General features: G+C 45.5%; 21 protein-coding genes. 9 read left to right on the top strand and 12 right to left on the bottom strand.

Features of this window, described 5'->3' with window-relative positions; genetic code table 11:
• Nucleotides 1-135: 135 nt before the first annotated feature.
• From BN1360_RS17960 to BN1360_RS17995, 8 genes are all read left to right on the top strand, one after another.
• The gene (locus BN1360_RS17960) at nt 136-474 is read left to right on the top strand and encodes a stalk domain-containing protein (protein ID WP_068781218.1); all 339 of its coding nucleotides are present in this window, start codon (nt 136-138) and stop codon (nt 472-474) included.
• Nucleotides 452-1,171, top strand: a complete 720-nt coding sequence (locus tag BN1360_RS17965) for a TraB/GumN family protein (RefSeq protein ID WP_068781219.1) — start codon at nt 452-454, stop codon at nt 1,169-1,171. The genes BN1360_RS17960 and BN1360_RS17965 overlap by 23 nt, the downstream gene beginning before the upstream one ends.
• Complete coding sequence (locus tag BN1360_RS26460) at nt 1,165-1,230, top strand: hypothetical protein (protein WP_420707935.1); 66 nt, start codon at nt 1,165-1,167, stop codon at nt 1,228-1,230. The genes BN1360_RS17965 and BN1360_RS26460 overlap by 7 nt, the downstream gene beginning before the upstream one ends.
• A 217-nt stretch (nt 1,231-1,447) precedes the next feature.
• A complete protein-coding gene (locus BN1360_RS17975) occupies nt 1,448-1,759 on the top strand; it encodes a YbjQ family protein (protein ID WP_068781220.1) in 312 nt (103 codons plus the stop codon).
• Between the two features lie 346 nt (nt 1,760-2,105).
• Nucleotides 2,106-2,621: a CPBP family intramembrane glutamic endopeptidase gene (locus BN1360_RS17980; RefSeq protein ID WP_195714277.1), complete on the top strand. Its 516-nt coding sequence runs from the start codon at nt 2,106-2,108 to the stop codon at nt 2,619-2,621.
• A gap of 325 nt (nt 2,622-2,946) precedes the next feature.
• The gene (locus BN1360_RS17985; RefSeq protein ID WP_068781222.1) at nt 2,947-3,654 is read left to right on the top strand and encodes a response regulator transcription factor; all 708 of its coding nucleotides are present in this window, start codon (nt 2,947-2,949) and stop codon (nt 3,652-3,654) included.
• A 29-nt stretch (nt 3,655-3,683) separates the two neighbouring features.
• Nucleotides 3,684-5,078 carry a sensor histidine kinase gene (locus tag BN1360_RS17990; protein WP_068781223.1) on the top strand — a complete coding sequence of 465 codons (1,395 nt, stop codon included), beginning with the start codon at nt 3,684-3,686 and terminating at the stop codon, nt 5,076-5,078.
• Nucleotides 5,079-5,193: 115 nt separating this feature from the next.
• The gene (locus tag BN1360_RS17995) at nt 5,194-5,913 is read left to right on the top strand and encodes a hypothetical protein (protein WP_229521039.1); all 720 of its coding nucleotides are present in this window, start codon (nt 5,194-5,196) and stop codon (nt 5,911-5,913) included.
• 459 nt (nt 5,914-6,372) lie between these two features.
• On the opposite strand, the gene BN1360_RS18000 is transcribed toward BN1360_RS17995, so the two are convergent.
• Complete coding sequence (locus BN1360_RS18000; RefSeq protein WP_068781225.1) at nt 6,373-6,954, bottom strand: TetR/AcrR family transcriptional regulator; 582 nt, start codon at nt 6,952-6,954, stop codon at nt 6,373-6,375.
• 94 nt (nt 6,955-7,048) lie between these two features.
• Entirely contained in the window at nt 7,049-7,342 is a 294-nt protein-coding gene (locus BN1360_RS18005; protein WP_229521040.1) for a hypothetical protein, read from the bottom strand.
• A gap of 292 nt (nt 7,343-7,634) precedes the next feature.
• On the opposite strand from BN1360_RS18005, the gene BN1360_RS18010 reads away from it, so the two are divergent.
• A complete protein-coding gene (locus BN1360_RS18010) occupies nt 7,635-8,657 on the top strand; it encodes an MBL fold metallo-hydrolase (RefSeq protein WP_068781226.1) in 1,023 nt (340 codons plus the stop codon).
• Between the two features lie 165 nt (nt 8,658-8,822).
• Here BN1360_RS18010 and BN1360_RS18015 read toward each other — a convergent pair whose 3' ends face one another.
• The 10 genes from BN1360_RS18015 to BN1360_RS18060 form a co-directional block, all read right to left on the bottom strand.
• A complete protein-coding gene (locus BN1360_RS18015; protein WP_068781227.1) occupies nt 8,823-9,278 on the bottom strand; it encodes a DinB family protein in 456 nt (151 codons plus the stop codon).
• A gap of 60 nt (nt 9,279-9,338) precedes the next feature.
• On the bottom strand, nt 9,339-10,289 hold the full coding sequence (locus BN1360_RS18020) for a LacI family DNA-binding transcriptional regulator (protein ID WP_068781228.1): 951 nt from the start codon (nt 10,287-10,289) through the stop codon (nt 9,339-9,341).
• A 152-nt stretch (nt 10,290-10,441) separates the two neighbouring features.
• Complete coding sequence (locus tag BN1360_RS18025) at nt 10,442-11,059, bottom strand: NUDIX hydrolase (RefSeq protein ID WP_068781229.1); 618 nt, start codon at nt 11,057-11,059, stop codon at nt 10,442-10,444.
• Nucleotides 11,060-11,183: 124 nt separating this feature from the next.
• Nucleotides 11,184-11,810 (bottom strand): HAD family hydrolase, encoded by a 627-nt coding sequence (locus BN1360_RS18030; protein WP_068781230.1) that lies wholly within the window; start codon nt 11,808-11,810, stop codon nt 11,184-11,186.
• Between the two features lie 173 nt (nt 11,811-11,983).
• On the bottom strand, nt 11,984-12,580 hold the full coding sequence (locus BN1360_RS26265) for a sugar O-acetyltransferase (protein WP_068781231.1): 597 nt from the start codon (nt 12,578-12,580) through the stop codon (nt 11,984-11,986).
• A gap of 162 nt (nt 12,581-12,742) precedes the next feature.
• Nucleotides 12,743-14,458, bottom strand: a complete 1,716-nt coding sequence (locus tag BN1360_RS18040) for an ABC transporter ATP-binding protein (RefSeq protein ID WP_068781232.1) — start codon at nt 14,456-14,458, stop codon at nt 12,743-12,745.
• Nucleotides 14,451-16,226 carry an ABC transporter ATP-binding protein gene (locus BN1360_RS18045; protein WP_068781233.1) on the bottom strand — a complete coding sequence of 592 codons (1,776 nt, stop codon included), beginning with the start codon at nt 16,224-16,226 and terminating at the stop codon, nt 14,451-14,453. The genes BN1360_RS18040 and BN1360_RS18045 overlap by 8 nt, the downstream gene beginning before the upstream one ends.
• Before the next feature lie 18 nt (nt 16,227-16,244).
• Entirely contained in the window at nt 16,245-17,756 is a 1,512-nt protein-coding gene (locus BN1360_RS18050) for an ABC transporter ATP-binding protein (protein ID WP_068781234.1), read from the bottom strand.
• Complete coding sequence (locus BN1360_RS18055; protein WP_082790113.1) at nt 17,753-18,490, bottom strand: energy-coupling factor transporter transmembrane component T; 738 nt, start codon at nt 18,488-18,490, stop codon at nt 17,753-17,755. The genes BN1360_RS18050 and BN1360_RS18055 overlap by 4 nt, the downstream gene beginning before the upstream one ends.
• The gene (locus BN1360_RS18060; protein WP_068781235.1) at nt 18,487-19,101 is read right to left on the bottom strand and encodes an MptD family putative ECF transporter S component; all 615 of its coding nucleotides are present in this window, start codon (nt 19,099-19,101) and stop codon (nt 18,487-18,489) included. The genes BN1360_RS18055 and BN1360_RS18060 overlap by 4 nt, the downstream gene beginning before the upstream one ends.
• Between the last annotated feature and the right edge of the window lie 93 nt (nt 19,102-19,194).

Here is a 19,194-nt window from a genome sequence, read left to right on the forward strand (position 1 = left end):
TACACACATTAACAGAACCTAAACTTCCGTGAGCAACATTAAGGTATTGTTCATCGATTTGTTTAGGTTCTGTTTTAGTAGGGTTGATAGGCTAGGAAATGAGGGATCAATTCACGAAAAGGAGCTTATACGCAAATGAAAAAAATAATTGTCTCATTGCTATCTTTATCCCTGCTTACCTCTGGACTCTCTTCGGTGTATGCAGCAGAGAAAGTCTCGACGATATGGGTTAATGGTGTGCAAATCCAGTTCAGCAACTCGGCATTGATCGTAGAAAAAGGGGTGACACTCGTCCCGATGCGTCTGCTTCTGGAGAAGATCGGCGTCAAAGTGAGCTGGAATGAAGCGACCCATACCGTCAGCGGTACCCAAAGCGGCATTTCCTTGTCCCTGGAGATTGGCAACGCTAATGCTACTATAAACGCCAAAGCAAGTCCGGAATGTAACGTATGTGCCGCTTCGCTTTCTCGCTGAGGCTGCAGGCTATCAAGTGGCATGGAATCCTTCCTCGCGCCAGATAAACCTTATTTCTAAGCAGCGAACCGCTGGCAGCCACGGCTATTTATGGAAGGTAGAGCATAAAGGCAACACTGTGTTTATGCTGGGTTCACTTCATTACGTGCTTGAAGGAATGTACCCGCTGCGTCCGGAGATTGAGAATGCGCTCCATGCAGCTGATTACTTGAGCGTTGAGGTCGATTTGTCGAAGGTCGCTCCCGAAGAATTACAAAAACTGGTGTTGGAACTGGGTGTTTATAAAGACGGTACAACATTGAAAGATCATATCTCCGCTATAACGTATAAAAAAGTCGCCGCTTTCCTAAAAGCAAATGGATTGCCGGAAAGCAGCTTCGACAATTTCAAACCGTGGTTCGTCCAACAAAACATTCTGGGCGTTATCGCTGACAAAGAAGGCTATCAGTCAGACATTGGTATTGACCATTACCTGATCAATAAGGCCAACAAAGGGAAGAAAACGGTTGTTGCTTTGGAAACTATTGATTTCCAGTTCCAAACGAACAATAACTACTCAGACGCTCTGCAGGAAAAATTGCTGCTCCAAACACTGGACCCAACTGCAGGGGTCATCCTTGCTCCGGATGGGGGGATCGATACCTTGGTGGAAAAAAAGAAACCTATCTGGTCGTCGTCGGAATGCTGCACATGTTAGGCGACGAAGGGGTAGTTCCATTGCTGAAGAAGGAAGGGTATAAAGTGGAAATACAGTAGTCCTTATGCGATTTGTGTACACAAAAGTTGCCATAATAAATGGCCGGAGGCGCCACTTTAACAGAACCTAAATGCCAGAAGATTAATTAAGCTTATGTTTAGCGGTTCGTTTAGGCTCTGTTTCAATTGGGCTGTTAGCATAATGAATAAGCAAAGCAATCAATATCCCACAAGGAAAACAAGGTGTCGTTCATAATGAATTAAGGGGGGATAACTTATGATCATAACCACTACATCAACTATTGAAGGTTCACCAATCAGGAAGTATTTGGGCATTGCCACTGGTGAAGTGATCATGGGGGCTAACGTATTCAGAGACTTCAAGGCTTCCATTACCGATCTGGTAGGGGGACGCTCGCGCGTTTATGAAGGTAAGCTTCAGGAAGCAAGGGATGCAGCATTTGCCGAGATGACCCAAAAAGCTTCGGTGATGGGGGCTAACGGGATTGTTGGAGTCGATATTGATTATGAAGTTATTCGCGAAGGCATGTTAATGGTTGTTGTTAGCGGGACTGCGGTAATTGTATAAGCCCACACAACAGCATTGCTATGCTAGAAAATTTTAATTTATAGTGGGAGTGTTTATGATGTCAACCAAAAGGAACTTACAGCAAGAAATTATGGATCCCGCCCTTCGAGTTCGTCCTCGCGTGCGATGGGGTGTTCTCACATATTTTCTCTACATTGCAGTCTTCTACGGAATCTTTGTGCTCAACGGCATCGACTATATGAAAGTGGGCGAGAGTGAGCGTACCCTTCTTCTCGGGTACGTAGCAACGCTGTCCGGCGGCGCTATACTAACCCTCACAGTCCTCATGATCTACGGATGGTGGCGTCCCGCCCTGGTAGAAAGGCGGAGTCTTTCTCGATGGACGATGACGCTCCCGATTATCATGGCGGTCATCGCGATTGTGAATATGCTGATCGGCGATTTCACCCGTGTAACGCCCCTCATGTGGCTGTATCTTATCGTCGGCAGCATCCTGGTCGGCTTCAATGAGGAGATGATCCACCGCGGTCAATTAATAGTCGCTCTGCGTAGCAGATTCGGTGAAACTGGAGTCTGGCTGCTCTCAACAGCGATGTTCGCAATCTTCCACCTGCCGGGCATGTTTCTGGGCCTCGGAGCGGGTGCGCTATTCCAGGTAGTGATGGCTTTCGGCCTCGGTTCAATCTTCTACCTCGCCAGAAGGTCGACCGGATCGCTCCTGGCCTCCATGTTCCTGCATGGACTTTGGGACTTTAGCGTTTTCTCTACACATAACTCGTCGTTTCACCTAGCTGGTATATTAGCTCCGTTGTTGGCGATCGCTGCAGCGATTTCGGTTCCGATCATTCTCCGCCGTAAAAAGCGACGCGATAGTATGAAACGTGTAAGCCAAGTAAACTGAAGAATGGGTACCCTCGCCCTGTAGGGTTACTCAATCACAACACCTTCAAGGAAAATGTCGTCTTATCATCAGATAAGGAAACAACCTTGAAGGTGTTTTTTACGTCCGGGCAGCTCTATGCGATAGGACGATTGCTGGTAAAAATGAGCTAATCCAGAAAGCTGGGAATATGTATTATATATCTCTTAGTGATTGTTTGATCAAGTACAGTTGAGCTCAGTGGAATATACCTCATCTTCCATTGGTGGAGGAATCTAAAGCGTCTGTGCTAAGATGAGGGTAAATGATCATTCAAGCTGAGGAACAAGGCTAGAAGGGGTGTACATTGAAGAAAATACTTGTCATTGACGATGAAGTCGCAATCAGAGATTTAATTGAGCTCGTACTGAGAAGAGAAAACTACGTCGTTCAAACGGCTGAAAACGGTAAAATAGCCCTGCAGCTGCTGAATGCTTTTCAACCGGACCTGGTGGTGCTTGACTTGATGCTGCCTGACTGCTCCGGATATGACTTATGCAAGGAAATCACCGGGAAACGTGCCGTTCCTGTGATCATGCTCTCTGCCAAAAATGAGGTAATCGACAAGGTGTTGGGACTAGAGCTAGGGGCGGAGGATTACATGACCAAACCCTTTGACAATCGTGAATTGCTCGCTCGAATCAAGGTGATTCTGAGAAGAAACGAGAGCAAGGAGGAATCAAGTGAAGGAACAGAAGTGAAATCTACACGCATCATTCATGAAGAGCTGACATTTGATCTGGAAAGCCGAAGGGTGCTGAAAAACGGTGTACCCGTGTCTTTAACGGCCAAAGAGTTCAAAATTCTGGAAACGTTACTCAAAAGGCCAGACAAAATCTTTACCCGGGATGAGCTGCTGCAGATCGGATGGGGATATGACTTCATAGGAGACAGTCGCAGTGTGGATATGACCGTCATGCGATTACGGAAGAAGCTGGAGGATAACGCGGACGAACCAAAGTATGTTAGGACGATCTATGGATTTGGCTATCAACTTGGAGGTGGCGAGGCCTGAAGTATGCAACCCGGTTACTGCTGAATTATTTGTTTTTCTCCGTACTGTCCTTTGGCATCATCATTTTTGCGGTGAATAAAGCCATCGATTACTACAGCTTCATTACCATTGAAAAACAGATGATGGAGAAGGCGGATCTGTCCGAATTGTCCTTCCGTGAGGTGTTGGCACAGCATAGATCATCAACAGGAGAGCATCAGACAAAAGAAATCGTCAGACTTGCTCTGGAAAAGCTGAAAGCTTCAGGCAAGGAAGTACGTATCTATGATAGCTCCAAGCAGTTGCTGGGCTTGGCTGTGGATGGCATCATCATTAATGATGGCAAACCTCATATTTTTGAAAAGAATATTGAGAAAGCCCTGAGCGGCAGTTATGCCTACACCGTAACGGAAGATCATCTGCTTTACTTTGCCACTCCCATTCAGGATCAATACTACCGAAACGCTTATGTGTATGAGTTCGTGGAGGACATTTCTTACTTTTATGCGATTATGGATCAAATCCGTTATATCCTGTTTGCGGGTGCAGGCGGATTTATTGTACTGATTACGTTATCCAGTCTGTGGATCGCCCGCAACACAACCAAGCCGATTAAGCTGTTGCTTGGCGCTGCGCAAAGTTTCTCCAGACAGGAGTTTCGGAGAGTTCATCTAAACCGGAAGGATGAGCTGGGCATGCTGGCAGACGGACTGGATTCCATGGGACGGCAGCTTCATGATTACATTCAGTACCAGAAACAATTTGTCTCCAACGTATCTCACGAGTTAAAAACACCCTTGGCAGCAATTCGTGGTTTCTCTCAATACTTGTATGAAGGGGAGAACGAGAACAAGGAGTTGCAAAAAATCTATGCTCATCTGCTGCAGGAATCGGATCGGCTGACGCGCTTGATTAATGAACTGTTGTTGCTATCCCGATTCGACAAGGCTGGATCTAACGAACTGGAAGTCGAGAAGACGGAAATGAACGAACTAATTCAGCAAGTCGCAAGGAGTATGGGTGCCAAGGCCAAAGATAAAGGAATCGAGATTAAGTTCAGTAAGGCGGAAGTGGAACCGGAGGATAAGCTGCTGACGAGAGTCCGCGCCAACGTGAATCCAATGCTGATGTCCCATGCGATCGCCAACCTTGTGGACAATGCCATCAAATATTCAGGCAGTCCATCGCTAATCGAATTGAAGTTGGAACATACGCCAAGCGAGGTAGTTATACGGATATGTGATCAAGGTATCGGTATCGCGGGCGATGAGCTGGAGAGAGTGCAGGAACGCTTTTATCGGGCAAAAAATGCAAGCACAGCGAACGGTTCAGGTCTTGGACTTTCTATTTGCAAAGAGATTGTAGAACGGTTTAATGGATATATCGACATGGAAAGTCAAATCGGGGAAGGAACGACCGTTACGATTGTGTTACCCCGTGCGTAAACCAGGCGCGCAAATAGTTGACGTTACAAGATTGGTACAATTCTGTTATGAGACTAACAAACGCTTTTTTTATAATCACTCTATAAGAAGAAATCACACGTTTTATGGAGGGATCATGATGAAATTAATAAACAAAGCTACAGCTGTTATCCTGCTGAGCATTTTACTAACGATAGCACTGACGGGCTGTCAGTCCAATGGTGCCAAGTCGCCAGAAGCGGCGCAGAACTCGGCTGAAAAATACACGTCGAACGAACCGGGCAAAGGCGAAGGAGCATCAAATTCTACTTCGCCTGCTTCAGAAAACTCGGAAGGACAGAGTGCTGAAGCTATTAAGGAAGGTTCGATAGAGAAGGAAGGCAATGTGGTGCTGAAGGAGCTTGCTTTTGTCTATAATGAGCACACCATTGCGATTTCGGATACAGCGAATGAAGAACAGATGGAACAGATGCTGGGCAAACCGGATACCTTGAAATCTCATACGTATAGTGCCGACGATGGTACAAACATGGATATGTTAATCGGTTTTACAGAAAAGGTTTATACGTATCCTGGTCTGGAGATTAAAACAATCAGCATACCGGAAGGTAAACAAGACTCCATCTTTCATATTGAAATTACAGATCCTAAGTACGCGACAGCGCGAAACATTAAAGCAGGAGATAGCCTTGATACACTCAAAACGGCCTACCCTGAGGGGAAACTGCTTGGTGATGGAGCCCCTAATGAGGAGGATGACTTCCGTTACGAGCCATCCAATTATGTGGATGTGATGTCGTTTCATATCAACGATGCCAAGGTGGAGAGCATTCAGATCTACAGCCTTCTGGACTAATATTTACGAATCGATGTTGGTCGGAGGACAAGAGCATACGCTTAAGTTTAAGGGGTCGCGGAAATCGCGACTTTTTTGTTTTAACAAGTTCCTGACCCGAGCTGAGGACAAAGAATTGCAGGGAATTAAATTTACACGGGTTTATTTTAGATATATTCACAAAACTCGTATTTTGTACATATGTCTATAAATCCGTTTGAACCACGTTGTTACTACATTCTTCTCTACAGTGTGAAAACCAAAATGTGATAAATACCTTGCATAGTTGTCCTTTACGGCAATCGGTACAAGTTCTTGTCCTTGTCTCGGGACAGAACTTGTACCGATAAAATAAAAAGCTACTAAAATAGCGGTTTTCAATGGGACCATGTTGTTTTCCCTCGGCATAAATTGTCATGGCCCTTCTGTTCCTCTTTGGTTTTTTTTGAGTATTCTATACCAATATGTACTGAGCCAACGTTATGCCTGAGATAACATCCCTTTTACAAACAATGGGACACTGTGCTTGTAGAACTCTTCCTCGGTGACGAGATGGGACTGATAATCCCGGTGAATCAGCTCGCTCATCTGAAATCCATAGCACATCGAGAGAAAAGACATAGCGGAAAGACGCTCATCTTGTATGGCTATGACTTTTTTCTTCTGCAGTCGTTCAAAATATTCAACCAGCAAGGAGTGCAGCTTTACCGGCGGATCAGCCAGCACTCTGTCCAATTCGGGAAGCATTCCTTTGTCGCGGATCCCAATTAAAATGATGTCCGCATTTTTATGGAAAAACAAACGGTACTGCTGGCTTATATTGAAAAGATCGATTTCCGGATTATCGGTCGCATCCTCTCTTAACAGCTTCTCAAATTGCGGGATATCCGAATGTCTTTCAATGATAGCTTCCAATATGCCTTGCTTGCTTCCAAATTGCCGGAAAATCGTAGATTCATTGACTTTGGCTTCCGTTGCAATGGTTTTGGTACTAACGCCCCGATAGCCCTTCGTTTTGATGAGCCGTGTCGCGGCTTCAATGATTCTGTCTGAAGTTTGCATTGTACTTCTCCTTTTGCAAATGTTAAACCTATTCTACTACAAGTTTTGCATACGCACATCAAGGCCAGGGTTCATCATTTACATAAACCTTTATTTAGAGTAAATCGCTTCTTAGTTCCCTGCGGCTTGGTTCCGTAATCTTGACATGATCAGACACCAATTGTGTGAGTGTGCCTAATTTATCAAATGTAATCTGGATTCGGTCAGAGGGCAACAGCCATTGCTCGATCTCGATTGCACAGCAATCCGGTATCGTTCCCGTTCCTATCATCGTACCTGGGAGGCGCGTGGAAACTTTGAGAACCTCCTCCATCACTTTTGCAGGATGTGCAGAATACTCGAATGTGCTCCCCTTCCAGTGCAATCTCTCCCCGATGCGTACATCCACTTCCAATGCCAGCGGGTTGTCGATTTCATCCGGGGGTAATCAGAAATGGTCCAGTTCCCCAATTTCTCGTTAATTACGAGCCAAACAAAGATTCCAGGGATGTATTGGTTTTAAAAGTTACTAGCTTCATATCAGCGCCTCTATGCATGTAGTGTGATGTTGTTCTGCTACTATCATATAGCATTGAATGGATGCATGCAAGTGCTTGCTTGCATTTTTGTTTTCCATTCTCTATAATAAGCCTTAGTCAGCATGCCTTATCCCTAAAACATATACTCAAAGGAGAATTTTCATGAAGTATGGACGTATTATTCAAAAACCTCGCGTTAAATTTTTTGAAGTCGCAGATGGCGTCTTTGCCGGTATTTCGCCGTATCGAGGCATCAGTTGGGCCAATGCCGGGTTCATCAACAAGGGTGAAGGGCTGGTGTATGACACGTTCTTCGATTTGTTCCATGCGCGGGAAATGCGGGAAGCTTTTAAGGAAGTAAGCAACGGCGGCTCTCCCGCATATGTGGTGAACTCGCACTATAATAGCGACCATGCCTGGGGAAATAAAGTGTTTGAAGATGCTTGCATTATTATGCATAAAGAAGCGTCCAGAGAACGTCTCACCGAAAATATCGCCTGGATGGACAGCGTCATCAGAAGAGGAAAGTATTCTCCGGAATCGACCTCGGGCGAGCGGTTTTTTGCAGCGGAATTTGAAGGATTCGACCTGGAAGGTGTAGAATGGGTACTCCCGAATATTGAGATACAGGACGATATCAACATCCGTCTTGGCGATACGGAAGTAATGGTATACAACGTAGCTCCGGCCCACTCCGACAGTGACTTACTACTTTGGATGCCAAAAGAAAAGGTGCTGTTCGCCGGTGACGTCGTGTTTAACGGTTGTACAGCATACAGCGAAGAAGGAACCCTGAATTGGGTTAAAGTGCTTGATCGCATTATTGATGAAATTAAACCTGAAATCGTTGTTCCAGGACATGGCGCCATCTGCGGCCTGGACTTTGTGAAAGAGCAAAGAGACTACCTCCTGAACCTGATTAGCGAGTTCAACAAGTATTACAATGACGAAATGGATGCTTTGTCCCTGACCAAGAAAATTGATATTTCCCGCTTCCTTCATTGGATTCAGCCAGAACGCTTGTATGTTACAGTGGACATCCTATTGAAAAGCAAACGAGGGTTACCCCCCCTTCCAATTTGGAACGAGGTGCCTGCTAAGCTGGAAGACATGAAAGCTTTTTTAGCCGGAAAATATGGAAATCAGATTAAGCCATGGGACCCTATGAGTGTATGGCAAGAATAGTTATTTAAGGCTAGCCTACGAAAAACAAAAGAACGGCCCTGTCGCAAACGATGCGAACAGTGGCCGTTCTTTTGAATGATCCACGGAAATAAAATCGGCGCTTAGAACCATGTTCGCGCATATGTCCAAATGTAGCATCGAGTCCGTGAAGTTATCTAACACCAGTTACAGCCTCGTGAACGTGATGTAATCGACTTGAACTGGCTCTGCGGATTCGATTCGAAGTGCCCGGTTGATCTGTCCCCGGTGATATTGCCCATGTAAGAGAACCTGCAACAGGATATCCCGAACAGAGGTTCGGAACGGAACCCCGCTCTGGTTCGCATAGTTGACCATCTCATCCAAGTCGGATTCCTCTAACCCTTCGATATAAACGCGATATTGCTCGGCGTTTTCTACGAACATCGTCCGAATCGCTGTCAGGTCTTCCGCTTCCTCCCACAACGAATATTGGGAGCTCCCTTTGCCCTGCAATCGGGACAGCCAGACTCGTTCCGCGACCGCAATGTGACGAACCAGTTTCAAAAGCTGCTTGCTCTTCATCTCACTCTCCTCGAGAGCATCCAGGATGCGTCCGTCCGCCCAATACAGGTGGTCCATCATACACTTGATCGTTTTCATTCCGTTTCCCCCTCTTCATCTCATTGATAACATCCGGTTGATGGTTTTTACTAAATTCAGCTATGTAGTTTGCCGTACAATTATTTGATATGGAATCTCTATCTTGTCCTTGGATTTGTTAATGGTTAGATCAAAAGCTTGTTCCCCCACTTTTACTAGTTGATGATCAACCGTAGATAAGCTTAGCCCAATGCCGACGGGTTGGTTTTCCTGACCGATAATCGCCAGATCCTCCGGAATTCTCAGCTGCAGGTTTTTCGCATACCGATAGATGCCTGAAGCAACCTCGTCCCCGTTCGCGTAAATTGCCGTGGGTCTGGGGTCCAGATGAAGCAGTTGTTGAGCAGCTCTTTCCCCATCCTCCATACTATGGCAGTCCCTGATATGGTATTCCGGCGGCAGATGGCCAAAGATTTTCCGATATGCTTTTAACGTCAGCTTCGTACTATTGCTCTCTTCTCCTCTTGCCGTTGTAAAAGCAACGAGGGAATGCCCTTTATCCTTTAATAATTGAAACGTATTTATGTAAGATTCATATCGATCCATGTAGGCACAGCCAATCTCAGGATGATCGGAAAGCTCGCAAGCCACGATCGTCCCGTATTTTGTATAGGGCAGGATCACATCCCAGGTATTCGAACGAGAGGTAATGATAATTCCATCAAGCTGTTTATTTTTCAGCATATTTAAGTAGCTTAGCTCTTTTTCCGGATCGTACTTGGTAGGCAAAATCACCACGGTATAATCAAGCTCAACCGATCGATTAAGCACGCCATGAAGCAATTGATCAAATGCCTGATTGTTATTGTACGGCATGATTACACCGATGCTTCTCGTTTCATTACGAATTAAATCAACAGCTAATCGGTTTGGAGTATAGTCCAATTCATCAATCACACGTTGTACAGCTGCCCGCTTCAAATCCGACACATAGGGATGCTGATTCAATACCCTGGAAACCGTTGACACGGATACGCCGGCACGCTTTGCGATTTCCTTAATGTTTGCCATCGTCACCTTCTCCTCTTTCTTACTTCTACCATACTCTAGCCAATGGACCCGTGCCAGGCAAATTAATATGCCGAAAGCGAAAAAAACACTGTACCAACTCACGCGAATAACCGTAAAAATCATATATCAAATTGCAGTTAGTCCCCCGACCATCAGTCACATTCCACTTGCTCCTTCTCCCTACTTAGACGAAAAGCCATTCTGATTTGGGATTCCGTATTCCTCTCAATAGACAGCTCCTCAGGCAAATCATTTTCACTAAAGAATTTAACTTCACTGGTTTCAGCCCCTATCGCAGCTTGCCCCCCAATAATTTCACACTGTATAAAGAGCTTATACACATGATAAGGTGAAGGAGGATGCGGATGAAACTTTTTATCATGTACTGCTAACAATCTGATAGCCCTCACCTCAAACCCTGACTCCTCTTTCGCTTCCTTAACCGCTACTTCTGTAGGAGATAGACCAATATCAGCCCAACCGCCAGGCAAAGCCCATCTCCCGTCCATTTTTCCCCTAACCATAAGGATATGATCATCTTTAATAATTACCGCTCTAATATCAACCTTAGGTGTAGCATAGCCCGTTTCATTGGCAAAAAGTTCTTCGATTAATTTCATTTCTGTACCTGTATGCCCTGACATAATTTCTACACTCATGTCTCGTATCTGCTGAAATCTTTCCAGGTCATATGAGTCCTTAGAGTAGGTTAACCCCGCCTGTGCTATAGACTGCAGTTGTTTTGCCCATGCAAGCCACTTATCTTCCAAGCTTATCCCCCCTTGATATAACCTTCGAAATCATTAACAGGCGAATCGCCGCCCTCTCCTCGTTTTTAGCGTCGCTTTAGCCGGGCATCCGATATATTCACTCTCTTGCTATCGTTTAATACCATTATCGGGATTTTAGAAGGGAAAGAAGATCTTTGGGATGCTCCAGCTTATACTTGGCAGGTATAAGATCAGGTTGTTTACAGCCCCACAATGCTAATCCAAAATCGACCCCCGCATCTCTGGCACATTCATAGTCATAGATCGTGTCTCCGATGTATAAGGATGTTTTTCCCTGGGCACCGGTAATTTCAAGGAATTTCAATAAAGGCTCGGGATGAGGCTTATGTTGCCTCGTATCATCAGCACATACAGTGTAAGGCAGGTCGCCAACAAGACCAAAAGGAACAAAGTCATCCATAAATTCTTGGTTCGTCTTTGAGGTGACTATCCCTGTAAGTATCGACTGCTTCTTTAGCTCAAACAGCAGTTCCTGAATTCCCTCATATACATGAACAGTATGCCGGTAATCCCTCATAAGATCGTTCCAGCATTTATTCGCATCATCAATGTCTTCGATACCGAGCTGGCGCAGGGATACAGCCCCCGGGATTCCAAGCACAAAAGCTAGATCTTGTTGGCTCATTTTCCGACTATAATTATTCAACAGCAGCTTCTGCAAGGATTTCAACACCGCTTCTTCTGTGTTAATCAATGTTCCATCAATGTCAAAAATAACGGTAGTATACATGAATCCCAACCTCCATCCGCATGATCAAGAGAACCTTCCCTTTGATGATAAAGTATGAAATCCATTTCAGGTCAATCTCAGTGATACTTTATACACAATAGCTATATCAAATACTAATAAGGACAAAAAAAGGGGCTGTCTTATAGCCCCTTCTGAACAATGAATATGTTAGGTTAAATCGTGGGTCTTTTCCAGCGATGGTCTGAAAATCGGATCGGCCTGATCACTTTACATGGAACCCCGGCAGCAATTGAATTTGGAGGAATATCCTTAGTGACTACGCTTCCTGCCCCGATAATACTATTTCTGCCTACGGTCACGCCTTGCGTAATCTTAACATCACCACCAAGCCATACATTGTCCTCCAGTATTATGGGGGCGGAATACACCCCTTTGTCAGCACGTTCGTAAGGATCTTCAGCATGATTTGCTGCATATAGTCCGGCTCTGGGACCGATATAGACGTTATTGCCGATCTTTACTTCGTTGCAGTCAAGAATGATCATGTCATGATTGATATAAACATCATTTCCGATGGAAATATTAAAACCAAATTCACACCGAAAGTTGGATTCGATATACACATTTTCCCCAACTTCAGAAAATAACGCTGTCAAAATAGACATATCGTAATCATCATTGGTATTTACTTTGTGATTGTACTTCCGGCATCTGGATATCGCATGCGTTCTCAACGCTGATACCTCTACTCCTGCATCATCATACATTTCCCCGGAATTAATCATCTGCTTTATTTCTTCGATATTCATAAGCCCTCCTGATCATCGTCCAATTTCACTTATCGTGTGATAATTCAATATTCATAATTGAACTTCTTCAATATAGCTTTTTCTGTTTTACATAAGATTATATCATTGAACGAATGATCAAAAGGCACTTTATTTATTCCCAATAATACATTCCACTCCAAGTCACATCGAATTAAGCTTGTACTCCGTACGCCACATAGCTGCATATCTTCCTTCTTTTTCCAGAAGCTGCTGATGGGTTCCCTCCTCGGCTACACGCCCCCCATCCATAACTACAATCTTGTCCGCATGTTTAATAACGGATAACGTATGGGCGATCATCACAACCGTTTTTTGTTTATTCAGCAAATGTTGAGTAGCTTCCTTGACAGCCCATTCATTTTCTATATCCAAAGACGATGTTGCTTCATCCAACAGCAAAATCGAACTATCCTTCAAAATCGCCCTCGCTATAGAAATACGCTGCCGCTCTCCACCGGAAAATTTGTTGCCGTTATCTCCAGCCATCGTATCATAACCTTGTTCCAACTGTTCTATAAACGTATGACAATTAGCTTCCTTAGCCGCCGCCATTACCTCTTGCTCCGATGCCTCTGGCTTCGCGTAGCGGATATTGTTCAGAACCGTATCATTAAACAGAAAAACCTCCTGATCGACCATGGAAACGGCCTGCAGCACCTTTTCGGAATCAAGCTTTCCAATATCCTGTTTGCCTATGCAAATCTGGCCATGATCAGGTTCATAATACTTGCTTATAAGATTTAATACCGTAGATTTGCCTGAGCCGGAAGGCCCGACAATAGCCGTGAATGCTCCTGACTCTATCGAAATGTTGATGCCATACAAAACCTGCTCGCCCTTTTGATATGAAAAATCAACATTTTTAAAGGTAATGCTGTAATCCTCGGGCACAAATTCCCTCTCGCTTGCAGGTTCTTCCGGCGCCGCAAATATGTGTTCAATTTGCTTTTTGGAAATCATCAGATTTTTATAGGAAGTCAGATCGATAAACAACGTTCCGAACAACTTGTTAGTAAATAGCGGTGCAATGGCCACCAGAACAAAAGAAGGACCAGCCAGATTTCCTTCCATCCATTGAGCCCCGGCCAAGTATAAGACGACCGGCAGACTCAACCAGCTCAACATGCTGAATACCGCACCAATCGGGATTATCTTCACTTCGTAGGTATAACTAATGTCGCTATATGCTTTCATTGAGGCTGTCGTTGCTCTGTGTTTACCGCCTCCCAGCCCATAAGCCCGCAAGGTTTGTATGCCGTTTATATACTCGACCACCGCGCTGGTACTGGCAGACATGATTTCCTGTTTGCGGTTGCCGTACTTGTTCACCATAAGAAAAGAATAATAAAGCGACGGAATCAGCAGCAGACCTGCGCAAAATATAACTGCCCCAGCAGGTATATATACGGTAGCTATAAAACCTGTGAGCAATAAAGTAAATGAGATATTTTTAATGATATCGCCGATTTTATGCGTTAATACATTTTCATAGCTGTTCACACTGGCGGTTGCCGTATTAATATACTCGCCTGCTTGCGTTTTGGAGAAGAAGGACAGCGGAATTCGCCTCATTTTATCCCCTAAGGCAAGCCGCAAACTTCTACTGACGGCCGCTCCGCCAATCTGTCCTCTTGTATAGCCATACGCATAGACAACCAGACGGACTAAGAATATAACGATTAACAGAAATACAGTCCGGTACAGCAAATGAGACGTTAGCCTCTCCGTCATCAGCACCTCAATAGAATGATACAGCACGATAAAGTTAAAGCCTGCGAGCATCCCTTCCAGTACATTGCATACAACAGAAATGTAAAAAGAGACATTCTTCTGAAAAGCCTGCTGCTGTTCATGCATCGGGCTGCCCCCCTTCACCCAGTTCGTATACAATCTCCCTGGCATTGCTATAGCTTTGCCAGGCTTCCCTATAATAAAGGCTCTTCTCCAGCAGTTCCTGATGCGTACCGCAAGCTTGAATCGTCTGATTTTCCACAACCGCAACCCGGTCGCAATGCTTAATGATCCCCAGTCTATGCGCAATAATGATTACTGTTTTACCCTGACAAAGCTCCGTGATCGCTTTATCGATTTCAGCCTGATTTTCCGGGTCTGCCGCTGAAGTGGCTTCATCGAGTACAAGAATTGGAGAATTCTTCAATATAGCACGCGCAATGGCAATCCGCTGCTTCTCTCCTCCGGAAAAGCGGTTGCCCCAGCTATCTATCCTGGTATCGTATCCGTGCGGCAAGGATTGAATAAAATCGTCGATTTGCGCTTTTCTTGCAGCTTCTCTTACTTCCTGCAGAGGGGCGTCTGTGCCCATAGCAATATTTTCAAATACGGTCCCGCTTGTTAAGAAAGATTTCTGAAATACAAGGGTGATATGCTTCAGCAATTCCTCATAGTCGATATCCTTCACATTGACATTGCCGATTAGTACCTCCCCCTCATCCGCATCATAGAAACGGGATATAAGCTGTACAATTGTGCTTTTCCCCGCGCCGGAAGCGCCGACAATCGCGATTTTCTCATGCTCGGCAACAGACAAATTGACATGCTGTAATTGGGGTTGCCGGCCCTCATACGAGAAGCTGACATTTCTCAACTGTATTCCGCAATGATCCGGAAAAGCCTCGCCCCGCTCAAAAATCGGCGTTTCCAAAAACGCTTGGCATTTCCTGACCGCATTTAACACTTGGGCAAAGTTGGAGCCAAGCTCCTGCAGCGGACGCAGCTCGGTTAAATATAAAGAGCCTACAAATGCAAACAGAATAAAAATACTGCCGCTCAACTTGCCGCTAAGCAGCCACATGCCTCCAATCGGAATCATTAGCAGCAAGCCGCATTCGATCATAATGACATAACTGGCATAGGGAGGGCCCATTTTTAAGGACATTTCCTTCCATACGCCAAACTCGTCGTCTACCGCCCGGGCATATTTTTTAAATGACTTGCCGCTCATACGATAAGCTTTAATCAGGCGCATTCCTTGAATATACTCAATGACGGCCGCATTCAATGCCGCGATCGAGCGCGTTGCCCGGTCCATCAGCTGGTTCGTGCCGCGAAACATCACGGCCATAATCATAACCGCAAGCAATAGTGGAACAAAAGAAATCGCGGCCAGTGGCAAATGGATGCTGCACAGATAAATAAACACGGCGATTGGACCGCTCATATAGAAAATAAGCTCCGGCAAATGGTGGGCCAAGAAGAGCTCCAGCTTTTCGATTTCTTCATTCAGCAAGGTTTTCATTTCCCCGGTATGCCGTTCGTTTAAGGAACCCAACGATACCTTCGACATATGCTCAGTGACCCTGGATCGCGCATCAAACAGGGTCCGATAAGCTCCTTTGTGAGACAAAGCGCCAGACACGGCAAACATGGCGAAGCGCAGAATTAGCGCCGCTGTTAGAAACAGTACATGCTGCAGGAAATATGACTCTGTTAAAACATGATGATACACACGCTCTATCAATCGATAAATGACGAGGTAGGGTACGATCGTACATAATCCGCTAGTCAGCGAGCACAGTACCGACAAATACAAATATATTTTGTTTTTTCCCGCCCACGCGAGCAAGATGGCTACAGGGTTTCGGGGTTTGTTACATGTTCCTTCCATTTCCGTACCGCCTTTTCTTTATTGTAAAATAGAATGATAAATAGCGTGCGGCCAGTTGGTTTCATCCAATCGGCAATCTTCCAGCAAACCTCCCTTTCCCAGCTGAATTATATGGCTACAGCAGGAGGCGATCAATTCGGGATCGTGTGTAACAACGAAAATCAGTTTATTGGCCGCAGCCAAATTGCGTAAAATAGAGGCTACCCTGCACATACTGTCTCCATCGAGGCCGCTTGTCGGTTCGTCAAACACCAAAATCTCCTTCTTGCTGACGAGGCTGGCAGCCACGGCTAACCGTTGCTTTTGTCCGCCCGATAGAGTGTTCGGGTGGCGTTCGGCGAATTCCGCAAGCCCCATCTGCTCCAATGCTTCCCGCACAGCATGCGGATCAGCTCGCTTGACGCCAAAGGCGCATTCTTTCTCCACCGTCTCGGCAAACAGCTGGTAGTTCACATCCTGCATGACCATATAAGCCAGTTTGGATAGCTTATGGGGAGTCAACCTCCGCCCATTCAAGGAAATGCTGCCGTTATCCAGCTTCTGCAGCCCGCACAAAGCTCTGGCCAGGGTTGTTTTGCCAGCTCCGTTATGCCCCGTTATCGCAATAATTTCACCGCTAACGGCCGTAAACCGAACGTTCTTCCAGACCGCTTTTTTACGATGTGATGCTGCCGCATTCTCTATCGCCAGTTCATACGGTGGACGATGCTTCCCGCAATCGAAAATGCCAGCCGTTTGGCCGACAGTGTTATAGCCTCGATTGTCGCAGGTGGCGCCAAATCGCACTTGCTCCAAATCGAACGCGCGCAGTCCCAGTTGCTCCCTCTCCGCATCCGTTAGCTGCAAAAATTCCTCGCGTGAATAAACAGCCTTGATTTCCCCCTGTTCCAGCACGAACGCTCTATCCAGCAAATCCCGCAAATAATACAGCCTGTGCTCGGAGATAAGGATGGTTTTACCCTGCTTCTTCAACAAAGAAATCATGTCCTTCAATTCTTCAATAACAGCGGCATCCAGATTGGCTGACGGTTCATCCAGTAAAAATACATCCGGCGCAATGGCATATACACTGGCAAAAGCGATTTTTTGCTTTTCTCCTCCGGACAGGTGAAAAATATTGCGGCGGCGCAATGGATGCAAATGCAATTCTTCCGTAACCTGCTGCATTCGCTGCTCCATTTTCGCTCTGGAATAAGCCAGATTTTCCATGCCAAACACAATTTCACTATCCGTATCCACATTAAAAAATTGCGATCTCGGATTTTGAAAAACCGTGCCCGCCAGTCCACTGATTTCATGCATGGGCATGTCCTCCACGCTCTGTCCGTACAACAGCGCCCGCCCCTGCTTGATTCCATCGTAAAAATGGGGAATCAGGCCATTTACAGCTCTGATAGCTGTTGTCTTGCCGCAGCCGCTTTTTCCGCACAACAGCACGCATTCTCCTTGGCCGACACAAAGCTCAATCTGTTTCAAGCCTTCATCACGTCCGCCGGCATAAGCAAATGAAAAATGAGATAGCTCTATCATATCCACACTCCTGCCGCAACATATGATGTAAATACTATAGCTGCCAGCACATCCGAGAATTGAAAGGACACTCGCTCATAGCAGGTGCGTTGTTTCGGATTCTCTATTCCTCTCGTTATACTGGCAACAGCCAACTCATCGGCAATTTTGGAGGCAGCCATCATTAAAGGAACATAAATGCACTCTACCGTCATCAACGGCCGTCTTATAAAACCAAGCATTGAAGGCGTGATACCTCTTAACTTCATCGCATCCTTAATATATCGCCAATCCTCGCCGATCACCGGTAAGTAGCGCAGCATCACGGCAAAGGGAATAATGATCTTCTTGGACAGCCCTATTCGTGTTAATGCGGTCATGAATTCATTAATTTTGGTCGTTCCAATCAGCAGGCTTCCCAGCGCAATACACGGATAAATCTTCCTGATAAACATGGCAAAGGATACGAACATCAACTGCCAGACCCCCGGTAAAAATCGCTCGCTCAGCAACTGCACAGCCATAACGAAGCTATAACTCAGCAGTATTTTAAACAGAAGAGAATACATCCCCATCCATAAATAAAGCAGGAAAATAAGAGCCATAAAGAGGAGCTCATACTCCAAAGAAGGCGATAAAAAGACGGCGGCATTGGCTAACAACAAAAGATACATTTTCGTTCTGGGATCAAGCTTGACCGTCAACATTGCAGCTGTTGCCACACTTTGCCCAACCGTTCCTGTCTTCTCCCTCATCTGACCAGCACGCCCGATTTCTCAAACTGCTTTCTAAGCAGCTTCTTGCCGAGCAGCGCGCTAATCAACGCACACAGCAGCGTTCCGGCGATCATAGCTGGAAGCATCCAGTCCTGAGCGGTGGACAACATCGTGTCCATATATGCCGCCTCTGTTCCTTGATTCGTCAGATATTCCTTATAGGACTGCTGATTAAGCCATAGCATAATATACGAACCCATAGGATGAAGCGAAAAAATGAGAAAACTGGCTATATTGGCGCTCATTCGTTTGTATTTACCAAGCGAGGCGATCCACTCCCCGATAAAAGCTGCTGCTATACAAGCTAGCGACCAGAGCCAGTACATCCCTGTCACGAACGTGAACACCGCCAGCACAATACCTAAAATCAAAATAGGACCAAAGCGCGGAACCTTCGCTATCATTAATAGATATACTGGCCCGGTCAGCAGCGCCGCTCCCGCCGGCATTAAAAAGGTCAACACCGGATTAGGCGCAAAGAAAGCCGACCCAATCATCATAAATACAAAGTATAGCGCTGAAAAAACGCCGATCGTGATCAGTTCCTTGACAGAAAGCGATTTTTTGTCATTCATTTTCCCTTGATTCATACTCAATCCCCGTCCTTTTTCTGCAAACGATCTTTTGTCATGACAAATTTGCTATAATGATAATGATTATCACTCTTAATTATAAGAAAGCGT

The organism is Paenibacillus sp. GM2 (assembly GCF_900069005.2).
GTDB lineage: Bacteria > Bacillota > Bacilli > Paenibacillales > Paenibacillaceae > Fontibacillus.